This window comes from Streptomyces sp. NBC_01306 (assembly GCF_026340465.1).
Taxonomy (GTDB): Bacteria; Actinomycetota; Actinomycetes; order Streptomycetales; family Streptomycetaceae; genus Streptomyces.
This window is the reverse complement of the sequence record NZ_JAPEPC010000001.1, coordinates 2,012,860-2,026,643: the sequence shown is the minus strand read 5'-3', so window position 1 is coordinate 2,026,643 and position 13,784 is coordinate 2,012,860. Positions and strand designations below refer to the sequence as shown.

Annotated in this window: 9 protein-coding genes; 8 read left to right on the top strand and 1 reads right to left on the bottom strand. The window is 73.4% G+C overall.

Annotated elements, in window-relative coordinates; genetic code table 11:
• The first annotated feature begins 248 nt into the window (after positions 1-248).
• From OG385_RS08630 to OG385_RS08605, 6 genes are all read left to right on the top strand, one after another.
• Positions 249-1,394: a hypothetical protein gene (locus OG385_RS08630; protein ID WP_266853348.1), complete on the top strand. Its 1,146-nt coding sequence runs from the start codon at positions 249-251 to the stop codon at positions 1,392-1,394.
• Between the two features lie 181 nt (positions 1,395-1,575).
• Complete coding sequence (locus tag OG385_RS08625) at positions 1,576-2,538, top strand: NAD(P)-dependent oxidoreductase (RefSeq protein ID WP_266853347.1); 963 nt, start codon at positions 1,576-1,578, stop codon at positions 2,536-2,538.
• A complete protein-coding gene (locus OG385_RS08620; protein ID WP_266853345.1) occupies positions 2,526-3,326 on the top strand; it encodes a spherulation-specific family 4 protein in 801 nt (266 codons plus the stop codon). Before OG385_RS08625 ends, OG385_RS08620 begins: the two co-directional genes overlap by 13 nt.
• A gap of 62 nt (positions 3,327-3,388) precedes the next feature.
• Positions 3,389-4,567, top strand: coding sequence for an adenylyltransferase/sulfurtransferase MoeZ (gene moeZ, locus OG385_RS08615; RefSeq protein ID WP_266853343.1), 1,179 nt, complete (start codon positions 3,389-3,391; stop codon positions 4,565-4,567).
• A 220-nt stretch (positions 4,568-4,787) separates the two neighbouring features.
• Positions 4,788-5,912, top strand: coding sequence for a PP2C family protein-serine/threonine phosphatase (locus OG385_RS08610; RefSeq protein ID WP_266853341.1), 1,125 nt, complete (start codon positions 4,788-4,790; stop codon positions 5,910-5,912).
• 186 nt (positions 5,913-6,098) lie between these two features.
• Complete coding sequence (locus OG385_RS08605) at positions 6,099-6,596, top strand: hypothetical protein (RefSeq protein WP_266853339.1); 498 nt, start codon at positions 6,099-6,101, stop codon at positions 6,594-6,596.
• A gap of 54 nt (positions 6,597-6,650) precedes the next feature.
• On the opposite strand, the gene OG385_RS08600 is transcribed toward OG385_RS08605, so the two are convergent.
• Positions 6,651-9,563, bottom strand: a complete 2,913-nt coding sequence (locus OG385_RS08600) for a flippase-like domain-containing protein (protein WP_266853337.1) — start codon at positions 9,561-9,563, stop codon at positions 6,651-6,653.
• Between the two features lie 221 nt (positions 9,564-9,784).
• On the opposite strand from OG385_RS08600, the gene OG385_RS08595 reads away from it, so the two are divergent.
• Complete coding sequence (locus OG385_RS08595) at positions 9,785-10,144, top strand: MGMT family protein (RefSeq protein ID WP_266853335.1); 360 nt, start codon at positions 9,785-9,787, stop codon at positions 10,142-10,144.
• A 267-nt stretch (positions 10,145-10,411) separates the two neighbouring features.
• Positions 10,412-13,783: an ATP-dependent DNA helicase gene (locus tag OG385_RS08590; protein WP_266853333.1), complete on the top strand. Its 3,372-nt coding sequence runs from the start codon at positions 10,412-10,414 to the stop codon at positions 13,781-13,783.
• The last annotated feature ends 1 nt before the right edge of the window (position 13,784 follow it).

Below are 13,784 nucleotides of genomic sequence, written 5' to 3'. Positions count from 1 at the left end.
CCGATCCCCAGCTGCCCTGCCCGCCCTGCCCGCCACTCCGGCGCACGCTCCGGCTCGGGTTCAGCCCCGGGTGCGCACCCCGGCACGGGCGCGGTCCCGCAACCCCCGTTCGCCGTTTCCGCGCCCTCCGGCCGCTCCGGCCCCTCTGACCCCTTCGGCCCCGGACCCCGGCCCGCCGCCCCTGTTCACACCGGCCCCGTTCTCCGTCTCCGGCCCCCACTCACCTGCCAGCGCCGAGAGGTCGCCGTATGAGCACCCCCCGTACCAACGAGCCCCAGCCTCTCGACGGGCCGCGGCCGCCCGTCGCTGCCGACGCCTGGGACGACCGCTCCGAAGCCGTGCTCGGCGAAGCCGCCGGGCTGCCGGGATCCCCGGTACGCAAAGGCGTACGCGGCCCAGCCGACCCCGTACGGGCGCTGATGCACCGCCACCGCGAACTGTGCGAGCGGGCCGTCGACCCGCTGGAGATCGCCGCAGGTCTTGAGGCGCACGGGATCACCGACCGGACGGCCGCCCGCTTCCGGCACCGGGACGTCTTCTCGCTCGCCGACGAGCTGTACGCCCGGGTCCCCCGGGGCGCGGAGGCCGACGGCGCCGAACCGGCGCGCACTCCGGCAGCCGTTCCGCGCGCCCCCTTCGACGGACTGCTGCCCGGCGCCTGCGCCGTCGCGACGGCCGCCGGCGCCGGACTGACCCAGGGCGGCGGCAGGCTCGCGGCCACAGCGGCCGGGGCAGCCCTCACCGGACTCGCCCTCGCGATCACCCTGCGCCGGGGCCCGCTGCGTGCCAGGGGGCGCACGGTGCCGGCCGCGCGCCTGTACGTCTGCTGGCTGATCGGCTACGCGCTCTGCGGGGACGGGCTCCTCGACCAGTTCGTGCGGGGCGGCCCCGACGGCCCGTGGCCGCTGTCCGGGATCGCCGTCGTGGGTCTCGCCGTGGCCGTCGCACCCGCCGCCTGGTGTGTCCGGCTCTTCGCGCAACTGGCCGGGCGGAAGCTCGCGGCCAGCCGCGGGACCGCGGAGTTCGCGGCGCACACCAGGCCGCTCGTGGTCGCCGTCACCCTGCTGTACGCGGCGGTGCCCGCGGCCCTGCTGTTCGTCCCCGGCTTCAGCCCGGGAGCGGCGGCCCTCGCCGTCCTGCTCCTCCTCTCCCGGCTGCTCACCGTCCACGGCCTCCCCGCCGGCGCGGCCGCCGCGCTCGCCTCCGCCTGCACGGGAGAGGCCCTCGCCCTGGCGTCCGTCCTCATCGGCCGCCTCCCCGGCTGCCGCTTCGTCGCCGCGCCCGTCGACGCACTGGGCGCGGCGGCCGTATCCGCCGTCGTCTGCGGAGTGGCGGCACTCGCCCTGCTGGCGCACGCCACCGCCGCACTCTCCCGCGCCTCGGCGCACACCTGAAGCGGCGGACCTGAAGCGGCACACCTGAAGCGGCGGCCGGCCACCCGCCGGACCGCCGCCCCCGAAACTCCCGCGGAGCCGACGCCGCGGGCCGACCACCCCGTAACACCTCAGAAGGAGAACGAAAAATGAGCCCCGACCTTCCAGCACCGTCCCGTCGGTACCGAGAGGCGGCCGCGCGATGAGGGTGCTGCTGCTCGGAGCCAACGGATATCTCGGCCGCTATGTGGCCGACCGCCTGCTCGCCGACCCCGCCGTGCACCTCACGGCCCTCGGACGCGGCGACGACGCCGACGTCCGCTTCGACCTCGCCAGCGGCAGCCCAGGAGCGCTGACCCGCTTCCTGGACGCCGTCCACCCCGGCGTCGTCATCAACTGCGCCGGAGCCACCCGTGGCGGCGCCCGCGATCTCACCCGGCACAACACCGTCGCCGTCGCCTCCGTCTGCGAGGCGCTGCGCCGCAGCACCTGCAACGCGCGGATGGTGCAGCTCGGTTGCGCCGCCGAGTACGGACCGAGCCAGCCCGGTTCGTCCACAGCCGAGGACGCGGTCCCGCGCCCCGGCGGCCCGTACGGGGTCTCCAAGCTGGCCGCCAGCGAGCTGGTGCTCAACTCGGGGCTCGACGCGATCGTCCTGCGGGTCTTCTCACCGGTCGGCCCCGGCACCCCCGCGGGCTCCCCGCTGGGCCGGCTCGCCGAGGCCATGCGCCGTGCGATGCAGGCAGGGGACAAGGAGCTGAAGCTCTCCGGGCTCGGCGTCCAGCGCGACTTCGTCGACGTACGGGACGTGGCGCGCGCCGTGCACGCCGCGTCGCTCTCCGCCGCCCAGGGCGTCGTCAACATCGGTACGGGCCACGCGGTGAAGCTGCGCGACGCCGCCGCCGTCCTGGCCAGGGTCGCCGGATTCGGCGGCACGCTCCACGAGCTCGACGCGCCCCAGCACCGCCACTCGGGCCTGGTCTCGCCGCGCCCCTCCGAGCCGGTCATGGACCATCTGGCCGCGCCGTCCCCGTACCCGGACGGCTGCGGCGGCTGGCAGCAGGCGGACGTACGCACCGCCCGCGACCGGCTCGGCTGGCGCCCGCGCATCAATCTGGAGGAGTCGCTCGCCGACATCTGGATGGAGGCGGCATGTCGCATCTGACCCCGGGCGCGACCCTCTCGGCCGAGCTGGGCTTCGGTGTACCGGGGTACGCGCACCCGCTGGTCGCGCCGGTCGAATGGGCCGAACTGGCTCGCCCGGGAACGCCGTTGCACTGGGTCGTCCTCAACGTCGCCAACGGTCCCGGCGCCCGGCCCGACCCGCACTGCCTGGCAGCGGCGGGCCGGCTCCGCACCGCGGGGACGCGCGTGCTCGGCCATCTCGACATGGCCCACGGCACCCGTCCGTTCGGGGAGCTGATCGCGGAGGCCCACCGGTTCACCGACTGGTACCGCACCGACGGCTTCTTCCTCGACCGGGCCCCGGCCGACCGCGCCGACCTGCCCGAGACCCGGCGGATCGCGGCTGCCCTCAGGTCGGTGACGGGACCCGGCGGCCGTCTCGTGCTCGGACACGGTGTGCACCCGTACCCCGGATACGCCGAGACCGCCGACCAGTTGGTCACCTTCAGCGGCCCCTGGACGGACTACCGCTGGTCGCAGGTGGCGGAGTGGACGGCCGATTACGACCCGTCGCGGTTCGCCCACTTCGTGCACGGCGTCCCGCGCACGCATCTGGAGGAGGCCGTCCGGATCGCCCGCTGGCAGGGCGCGGGCACGATCTTCTTCACCGACCGGACCGACCGGACCGACCGCACAGGCGGGGACGACCCGGTGGGTGGGACTGACGGCTCCGCCGCAGGCCGGCCGGAGGAGAGCGCGCCGTTCGAGGCGCTGCCCGGCTACTGGGACGAAATCGTCTCGCGGATCGGACCTGGTGTCTCGGAATGAGAAGGGGCGTGGCAGTGTTACGGAAGAACCATCGTACGTAGATACCGACCAACGGAGTCCCCGTGTCGCTGCCACCCCTGGTCGAGCCAGCTGCTGAACTCACCGTCGACGAGGTCCGCAGGTACTCCCGCCACCTGATCATCCCCGACGTGGGGATGGACGGGCAGAAGCGGCTGAAGAACGCCAAGGTGCTCGCCGTGGGTGCGGGCGGCCTCGGTTCGCCCGCCCTCATGTACCTGGCCGCCGCCGGTGTGGGCACGCTGGGCATTGTGGAGTTCGACGAGGTCGACGAGTCGAACCTGCAGCGCCAGATCATCCACAGCCAGGCCGACATCGGCCGTTCCAAGGCCCAGTCGGCCAAGGACACGGTCCTCGGGATCAACCCCCTGGTGAATGTGATCCTTCACGAGGAGCGGCTCGAAGCCGAGAACGTGATGGACATCTTCTCCCAGTACGACCTGATCGTGGACGGCACGGACAACTTCGCCACCCGCTACCTGGTCAACGACGCGTGCGTGCTGCTCAACAAGCCGTACGTCTGGGGCTCGATCTACCGCTTCGACGGCCAGGCGTCGGTCTTCTGGTCCGAGCACGGCCCCTGCTACCGCTGCCTCTACCCGGAGCCCCCGCCCCCCGGCATGGTCCCCTCCTGCGCCGAGGGCGGCGTGCTCGGCGTGCTCTGCGCGTCGATCGGCTCCATCCAGGTCAACGAGGCGATCAAGCTGCTCGCCGGCATCGGTGAGCCGCTGGTCGGCCGACTGATGATCTACGACGCCCTGGAGATGCAGTACCGCCAGGTCAAGGTCCGCAAGGACCCCGACTGCGCGGTCTGCGGTGAGAACCCCACCGTCACCGAGCTCATCGACTACGAGGCCTTCTGTGGCGTCGTGTCCGAGGAGGCCCAGGAGGCGGCGGCCGGTTCGACGATCACTCCCAAGCAGCTCAAGGAGTGGATCGACACCGACGAGAAGATCGAGATCATCGACGTCCGCGAGCCGAACGAGTACGAGATCGTCTCGATCCCGGGCGCGAAGCTGATCCCGAAGAACGAGTTCATCATGGGCACCGCCCTCTCGGACCTTCCGCAGGACAAGAAGATCGTCCTGCACTGCAAGACGGGCGTCCGCTCGGCCGAGGTGCTGGCCGTGCTGAAGTCCGCGGGCTTCGCCGACGCCGTCCACGTGGGCGGCGGCGTGATCGGCTGGGTCAACCAGATCGAGCCGGAGAAGCCGATCTACTAGAGAAGCCGGTCCGCCGGACCGGAGCACTGCCTCAGAAGGGGCGGCCCGCACGATGTGCGGGCCGCCCCTTCTCTGCGCGCTCCAGCTCCGGCCCCGCCCTTCTCCCGGGGCTCCAGGAGCGCGGCCGTGCCGCTGTGCCGCCGCCGGGACGGCGCTACTGTGAGAAAGAGGGACGGCAAAAGCCGCATATCTCGCATACCGGCCCAGATGGGATCTGTCCATGCCGCTCGCACGCAGCCTCACGCGTCTGCTCGTGGAGCGGGACACGACGCGTAGGGAGCGCGCAGCGTTCCTCGTGTTTCTGCTCGTGGTGCTGGCCGCGATCGTGGGAGTGGAGTCCGTCACCCCCGGAGACCTGCGGGTGGTGCTGTTCGCGAGTCTGGTCCCGCTCGTCGGCGCCCTCGTGCTGAGCGTCCTGGCCACCGCCGCGCTCGCCACCCTCGCCGGTATCAGCATCGCCGTCTCGTACCCCCTGTTCGCACCGCACGAGCACAACCCCGGTCAGATGGCCGTCGTTCTCGCCTCGACCTGGACGATCGGGATGCTCGCGCTGCTCATCTCGCGGCTCGGCTCCCAGCGGCAGTCCCTCCTGGAGCGGACCCGCGGGGCCGCCGAGGCCGTCCAGCTCGCGTTGCTGCGGCCGTTCCCGCTGCGTACCAAGGACTTCGAGGCCTACGGGGTCTACCTCGCGGCGGACGAGTACGCGCGGGTGGGCGGCGATCTGTACGAGCTGATCGAGTCGCCGTTCGGGACCCGGGTGCTCGTCGCCGATGTGCGTGGCAAGGGGCTCGACGCCATCAACGCGGGCGCGGCCGTGCTCAGCGCCTTCCGGGTGGCGGGGTACGAGGAGCCGGGCCTGTCGGACCTGACCCGGCGCATGGAGAACATACTGGACCGCTACAACGTGTACGCCGAGACCATCGGCCAGGAGCCGCGCCATGTCACCGCGCTGCTGGTGGAGTTCGCCCCGGACCGGCAGCGGATGCGGCTGGTGAACTGCGGCCATCTGGAGCCGTTCGCGGTCTCCGGCTCCGGTGCGCGGCAGGTCGCTCTGGGGGAGGCGGGACTGCCGCTGGGGCTCGGCTTCCTGGTCCCCGACGAGGAACGGGCGCGCGCAGTCGTGGAGACGCGACTGCCGTACGGGGACCGGCTGCTGCTGTTCACGGACGGGGTCACGGAGGCCCGGGACGGCCACCGGGTGTTCTACCCGCTGGCCCGGCGGCTGGAGGGCTGGACCGGCCTGGAACCGGCCGCTCTGGTGCGGGAGATCGAGCAGGATCTCCACCGGTACGTCGGCGGGCGGCTCCAGGACGACGCCGCGATCATGGTGATCACCGCCCGCTGAGCCGGTCCGGGCGGGCTGAAGGGGCGGGACACAAGCGGGCCCGGACGGGCCGCACTTCGGGCACGGCGCTCGCCGCGGGGCCGGGACATTTGTCCTGCCGGAGTACGGACGCTTCGCTCTGCCGCCGGAGGTGCCCGGCGCGGGAAGCTTCTCGTGTCGGAAACGAAGCCTCAGGGGGAACCGGAAATGACCGCAGTGAGCACGGAGCAGATCACCGCACAGAGCACCACCCAGAACACGGAACCGGTCACCGCGCCGGTCGCCGCGCCGGCCCCGGTGGAGATCAAGCCGCTGCCGAACTGGTACTTCCCGATCGTCGGCACTTTCGCCGGCGTCTTCGACATCGCACGGGCCTACCCGGTCGCGTACTGGCTGATCCCGGTCGTCGCCGCGGTGAACCTGACGCTCTCGCTCACCGTGCTGCGGACCCGGATGCGCTTCATGCGGGCGCTCTGGAAGAACAAGCGCACCCGGCTGCTCGCGGTCGGCCTGGTCGCGCTGCGGTTCGCGGTCCGCGGTGCGCTGGGGCTCGCCGGATTCGCTGTGGGGGCGGCCGTCGGCAGCGTAGTGATCGGCGTGGTGATGGCCGTACTGGGCACCGCGATGGCGTGGGGCGACCAGTGGCTGATCCTGCGGACGCTGGAGCGGAGCCGGACCCGTACGGAGACAGCGCCGGGCGCCTGACCGGCGGGGGCGTCAATCCCCGGCAATCCCCGGGGTGCCCGGCCGGGGCAGCCCCTAGAGAGCCCCTCTGCGCGTCAGGTAGTTGAAGCACAGCCAGCCGGGCAGCACCGGAAGCCAGAACGTCAGCAGCCGGAAGAGCAGCACGGCGGCGGCAGCCGTCCCCGGGTCGACGCGGGCGATGATCAGCGCACCGGTCAGCGCCGTCTCGACGGCCCCGACCCCACCGGGCGTCGGTACGGCGGACCCCACCGCGTTCGCGGTCAGGAAGACCACCGCGATGCTGGCGTAACTTATGGTCGAGCCGCCACCGAAGGCCCGGATCGACGCGTCGAGGCACATCACGAACGTGCCGGTCAGCAGCAGCATCCCGCCGATACCGGTGAGCAGCTTGCGGGGCTGCTGGAGCACGTCCAGCATCCGCGGCACCACCCCGGCGAACAGCGAACGCACCCGTGTGACAACGAACTTCCGCAGGAACGGCACCGCCGTCACCACCAGCGCGAGCACCGCTGCCGTCAGCAGGCCGGCGATCACCGTGCGGGACGGGGTCAGCGACGGGGTCTGCTCGGTGCCCGTCACATAGCCGAAGATCATCAGCAGCAGGATGTGGCTGGCCAGCCCGAAGAGCTGCGAAGCACCGACACTGGCCACCGCGAGCCCGGGGCGCACGCCCGCGCGTTGCAGGAAACGGGTGTTGAGCGCCACACCGCCGACCGCCGCGGGCGCCACCAGCTTCACGAAGGACCCGGCGACCTGCGCCGACACGGCCCGCAGGAACGGCACCTTCTCCGGTACGAAGCCGAGCAGGCTCATCGCCGCCGCCACGTAACTCACCGCGGAGAACAGCACCGCCAGGGCGACCCAGCCCCAGCGGGTGGTGGTGATCAGCTGGTGGTACGGGATGTTCGCGAGCTGAGAGAGCAGGAAGTACGCGGCGACGGATCCGGCGATGACCGTGAACAGGGTGCGCAGCTTGACGCGTTCGAGCCGTACCGGTTCGGCGTGCGCCTGCGGGCGGATCAGCAGCACCTGGTGGCGGATCTGCGAGAGCAGGTCCTCCTCACGTGCCCCGTCCAGCGCGTCGTCGATGGCCTCCTTCTCGGCCTTCTTCTCGGCACGGGCGGCCTTGCGGCTGTCGCCCGGCGCTTCGGGCCCGGCCTTCGCCCGCTTCGCCGTCTCCGACGCCTCGATCACGGCTTCGCGCTCGCGCTGCGCCCGCTCGCGCGCCAGCTGGCGCAGAGTCGCCCGGGTCGACCGGCTCAGCGCCAGCGGCTGGAGCAGCGGCAGGCTGTCGGCCACCTTGTCGGGACCGATGACCGCCACGGCTGACGCGACCGAGCGCTCCGCCCCGGCCCGCAGCCCCAGCGTGGTGAGCAGCTGCGCGATGTCCATGCGCAGCACGATGTCGCTCGCCGCGATCTCGCCGCCGCGCAGATCGGTGAGGATCACCCGGCCCGACCGGTCCACCAGGATCGCGTCGCCGACGAGCCTGCGGTGCGCGATGCGACGGGACTGCAGAGCCTGCATCTGCCGCCAGGCGTTCCGCATCAGCTCGTCGGTGAACTCCTCGTCGGGCAGCGAGTCGAGGGAGCGGCCGCCGGTGTGCTCGTACACGAGCATCACCGCGTCGGGGCCGAGCTCGGACGTGGCGATCAGCTTCGGCGCGTTGGCCCCGGCGGCGATGGCCGCGTACGCGAGGAGCGCCTCCTGCTCCAGGGCCTGGCGCAGCGACTGGATGGAGCGGCCGGTGGAGATGGACCGCAGGGTGAGGCGGCGCCACACCCGGTAGAAGAAGCCCTGCGCCTGCTGCTCCCGGTCGACGACGGTGACGTCGAGCGGCCCGCCGTCCTCCAGCGTGACGAAGTAGCGGCGGCCGCGGTCGCCCTGCTCGGCGGAGTCGGGGATGTCCTCGGCGCGCATCGCGCTGACGGGGTTGAAGCCGACGTGCCGCAGCCCGGCGAGCAGCTGGCGGCCGGTCGGGCGGACGTTGGGCGAGCCGACGGCGTACAGCGTGCCGTACGCGACGGTCCAGCCCAGCAGGATCGTCACGATGATCGAGAAGGGGGTGGTCTGCCGGCCGACCAGCACAGCGAAGGCGTTGACCAGCAGCACCACCCAGAGCGCCACCCGCCAGCGCGGCCTGCGGGCCATGCCGACGGCCGTCATATACGCGATGACGGGGGCGAGATAGCCGTGCACGGGGTCGGTGAGCGTGCCGTTGGCGAGCGACTGGGTGAGCGCCTCGGTGATCGACTTGGGTGCGGCCTTGGCGACCCAGAGGTCGGTGGCGAGCGCGGCGCCGTGGGCGAGTACGGCGGCCAGCACGCCGTCCGCGATCCGCAGACCGTCCCGTTTGACCAGCCGTTCGATCGCGAAGGCGACCGGCAGGATCAGTATGGCGATGGACGAGAAGAGCCCGGCGAGCTTGAGGAGCAGATCGGGTGTCTGGACGGTGCCGTTGTGGATGTCCTGGGCGAGCCCCGATGTCGTGCCGTGGGCGAAGGCGGCGATGGCCAGGAACAGCGCGATGGCCAGGATGCCGGTGAGCAGGCGCAGCAGATCGGACGGGCGGTGCACCCGGGCGGCGAGCAGCGGCTCGTCCCCGGAGACCCGGTCGATGGGCGTCGCCCCGCCGAACTCGGGCGGTGACTCCTGCGATCCGGGGTGGGATCCGGTGGCGGGTCCTGCGTCCGGTCCGGGGCGGGACCCCGTGGCGGGCTGTGCGTCCGGGCCTGGGTGTGAACCGGTGGAGGGTTCTGCGTCCGGGCCCGGGTGTGATCCGGTGGCGGGCTGTGATCCCGCCTCCGGGTGTGATCCGGGCCCGGAATCCGTCTCGTCGGCCGCACCCGGAGCCGCGTCAGGGCCGCCCGGTGCGACCGGACCGCGGCCCGGCCCCGGGCCGGCCTCCGGTCCGCCCGGAGGGGTTTCGGAGTCGGGGGCGTTCGCCGCCTCCGGTGGCTCCTGCACGCCTGGCCCCTCCGTCGGTTCCTCTTTGTCTCGTATCACTGCGCTCCACCTCGGGGTGCTGGGCCCGCGGGCAGAGCGGCCGGGCGCTGCTCGCGGGAAGCCCGGCCACCGCCCGGACGATGGTGGCATGTCCGGGCGGTGCGGGAGGGCATCAGGGCCCCTTTGCGGAAAATGGCCCGCTCTGCGGAGAGCCCGGCGCGTTGTCGGCGCTGTGGTGCAGGATGGGCCGGGTGAGTGCTGAGCTGCCGGAGTACGCGGAACGGGTGCTGGACGTCGCGGAGCTGATCCCGCCCGGCCGCGTCATGACGTACGGGGACATCGCCGAATGGCTGGGAGAGGGGGGCCCGCGCCAGGTGGGGCGGGTGATGGCCCTCTACGGCGGCGGAGCCCCGTGGTGGCGTGTGGTGCGCTCGGACGGTGCGCTGCTCGCGGGCCACGAACTGCGGGCGCTGGAGCACTACCGCGCGGAGTCCACCCCGCTGCGGGACGCCTCGCGGGCCGCACGGGAAGCGGACGGCCACCTGCCGCGCCTGGACATGCGGCGGGCGCGGTGGGACGGCGGCGACGGGGCTCATGTCTGACAGCTTCCGCCATTCGGCCCTCCCACGGGTGGTCTGAGACCCGTACGGAGTACAGGCCACCGGCACGGCCGTCCGGGCCGCTGTCCGCCGGGCCGCTGTCGTCCGGGCCGCTGTCGTCCCGGTCACTGCCGTCCCGGTCACCCGGCCCGACGGCGTAGCGTCGGCGGGGCACCGCGGGACCGGCGGAGCCGCCGGGCCCGGCACATACTCGGCACCCACCCTTCCCGTCCGCACATCCACGCACCCCTTCCAGGACCGGCGATCCACGTGAGCACCTCCACTTCCCACCGGGTACGGCAACGGGCCCCGGGCGCGTACCGACTGGTGCGCACCCCGCCGGGCACGGTGGATCCACCCGTACTGGACGCACGGCAGCGTGCGGTGGTTGATCACGGCACCGGGCCGTTGCTGGTCCTGGCCGGGCCGGGCACGGGCAAATCCACCACGCTGGTGGAGGCGGTGGCCCGGCGCATCGCCGAGGGGACGGACCCCGAACGGATCCTGGTCCTCACCTTCAGCCGCCGGGCCGCGGTGGAGCTGCGCGACCGGATGGCCGTACGGATCCAGGGCGGCGGGCAGGGGCCGCTCCCCGATGCCGGGGCGTCCGGCGCCGGATCCAGGATCGGCACGTACGGACCGCAGGCGACCACCTTCCACTCCTTCTGCTATGCCCTGGTCCGAGCCCACCAGGACGCCGACCTCTTCGCCGAACCGCTGCGGCTGCTGTCCGGACCCGAGCAGGACGTCGCGGTGCGGGAGCTGCTGGCCGGACAGCTCGACCTGGGCCGGATCCGCTGGCCCGACGAGCTGCGGGCCTGCCTGACGACGCGCGGCTTCGCCGACGAGGTGCGCGCGGTGCTCGCCCGCAGCCGGGAGCTGGGCCTCGGCCCGGAGACCCTGGCCGCGTTCGCGGACCGCACGGGGCGCCCCGACTGGCACGCGGCCGCCGGATTCCTCGCCGAGTATCTGGACGTCCTCGACGCGCAGGGCGTCGTCGACTACGCGGAGCTGGTGCACCGCGCGGTGCCGCTGGCCGAACGCGCCGACCTCCGCTACGACGCGGTCTTCGTCGACGAGTACCAGGACACGGACCCGGCGCAGGTCAGGCTGTTGCACGCGCTGGCGGGCGGCGGCCGGACCCTGGTCGCGTTCGGCGACCCGGACCAGTCGATCTACGCGTTCCGCGGCGCCGACGTGAACGGCATCCTGGACTTCCCCGACACCTTCGCCCGCACGGACGGCCGCCCGGCCCCCGTCGAGGTGCTGACCACCTCACGCCGCTCCGCCACGGCCCTGCTGACGGCGACCCGGCTGCTCACCCAGCGGATGCCGCTGCCCCGGCTCCCCGCCGCGAAGGTCCGCGCACACCGGGAGCTCTCGGCGGTACGGGCCGGGGGCCGGGTCGAGGCGTACACCTACCCGACGGTCGGCACCGAACTGGACAACATCGCGGACATCCTGCGCCGGGCCCACCTGGAGGAGGGCGTGCCGTGGAACGACATGGCGGTCCTGGTCCGTGCGGGCGGCCGCTCGATCCCGGCGGTGCGCCGGGCGCTGACCTCGGCCGGGGTCCCGCTGGACATCGCGGGCGACGACGTACCGCTGCGCCACGAGCCCGCGGTCACCCCGCTGCTGACGGCGCTGCGGGCGGTGGCGGAAGCGGCGCTGGGCAGTACCGGCGCCGGTCCCGGCACCGAAACCGGGACCAGCCCCGGTGCCGGCCCGGACACCGGCGACGAGGGCCCGGCGGCCGGGGCCCCCGCGGCCCGGCTGACCACCGAGGCGGCTCTCGCGCTCCTCACCTCACCGCTCGCCGGCATGGACGCCGCCGACCTGCGGCGGCTCGGCCGCGCCCTGCGCGACGAGGAACGGGCGGGCGGCAACCGGCTGCCCGCGCCGTCCGACGAACTGCTCGCCCGCGCGCTGGCCGAGCCCGCACGGCTGATCGCGCACGACCCGGCATACGCCAGGGGCGCCCAGCAGCTGGGCAAGCTACTGAGCAGAACCCGCGCGCTCCTGGAGAACGGCGGCACCGCCGAACAGGCCCTCTGGGAGCTGTGGAGCGGTACCGGCTGGCCCCGGCGTCTGGAGCGCGCCACGCTGCGGGGCGGCGCCGCCGGGCGCAACGCCGACCGCGACCTGGACGCCGTCTGCGCGCTCTTCGACACCGCGGCCCGCGCCGAGGAGCGCACCGGCGGGCGCGGCGCGCTGAACTTCCTCGAAGAGATCGACGCCCAGGACATCGCCGCCGACACCCTGTCGAAGCGGACCGTGCGCCCCGAGGCGGTCCAGCTGATGACCGCGCACCGCGCCAAGGGCCTGGAATGGGGCCTGGTCGTCGTCGCCGGTGTGCAGGAAGGGCTGTGGCCCGACCTCAGGCGGCGCGGCTCCCTGCTGGAAGCGGACCGGATCGGGCGCGACGGGCTCGCCGAACCGCTCAGCCCCGGTGCGCTGCTCGCCGAGGAACGCAGGCTCTTCTACGTCGCGGTCACCCGCGCCCGCGACCGGATCGTCGTGACCGCGGTGAAGGCACCGGCCGACGACGGGGACCAGCCGTCGCGCTTCCTCACCGAGCTGGGGGTGGAGCCGAAGGACGTCACGGGCCGCCCCCGGCGCCCCCTCGCGGTGGCCCCGCTGGTCGCGGAGCTGCGCGCGACGACCGTCGACCCGAAGGCGTCCCCCGAACTGCGCGAGGCCGCCGCCCACCGGCTCGCCCGGCTGGCCGCGCTCGCGGACGAGGAGGGCCAGCCGCTGGTGCCCGCGGCGCACCCGTACCGCTGGTGGGGGCTGTACGAGCCGACGCACTCCGCGGTCCCGGTGCGCGACCCCGGGCAGCCGGTCGCACTCTCCGGCAGTTCGCTGGACCAGCTCGCCCACACCTGCTCGCTCCAGTGGTTCCTGGGCCGCGAGGTGAAGGCGGACGCGCCCGCCACCGCCGCCCAGGGCTTCGGCAACGTGGTGCACGTCCTCGCGGACGAGGTGGCGTCCGGGCGCACCCCCGCCGACCTGGCCGTCCTGATGGAACGCCTCGACTCGGTCTGGAACTCGCTCGCCTTCGACGCTCCCTGGAAGTCCGGCCAGGAGAAGGAGAACGCACGCGCCGCGCTGGAACGCTTCCTGCGCTGGCACGTCATGGACCGCGCGGGCCGCACCCCGGCCGCCACCGAGCACCCCTTCGACGTGACCCTGGAGGCGGGTGAGTACGAGGTCCGGATCCGGGGCTCCATGGACCGGGTCGAGCGGGACGCGGAGGGCCGTGCGTACGTGGTCGACTTCAAGACCGGCAAGCAGGCGCCCACGAAGGACGAGGTGGCCCGCCATCCGCAGCTGGCGGTCTACCAGCTCGCGGTGCGCGAGGGCGCGGTGGACGAGGTCTTCGGCGGCCGGCGCCCCGAGGCGGGCGGCGCCGAACTCGTACAGCTGCGGCAGGCCGCCGTGAAGAAGGAGGGCGGCGACGCCCTGCCCAAGGTCCAGTCCCAGGAGCCGCTCGCGGGGGAGTGGGTCGGCGACCTGCTGGCCACCGCCGCCGGAAAGGTGCTGGACGAGCGCTTCACCCCGACGACGGGCAGCCACTGCACGCACTGCGCGTTCCGCGCCTCCTGCAGCGCCCTGCCCGAGGGGCGCCACATCGTCGAGTGAC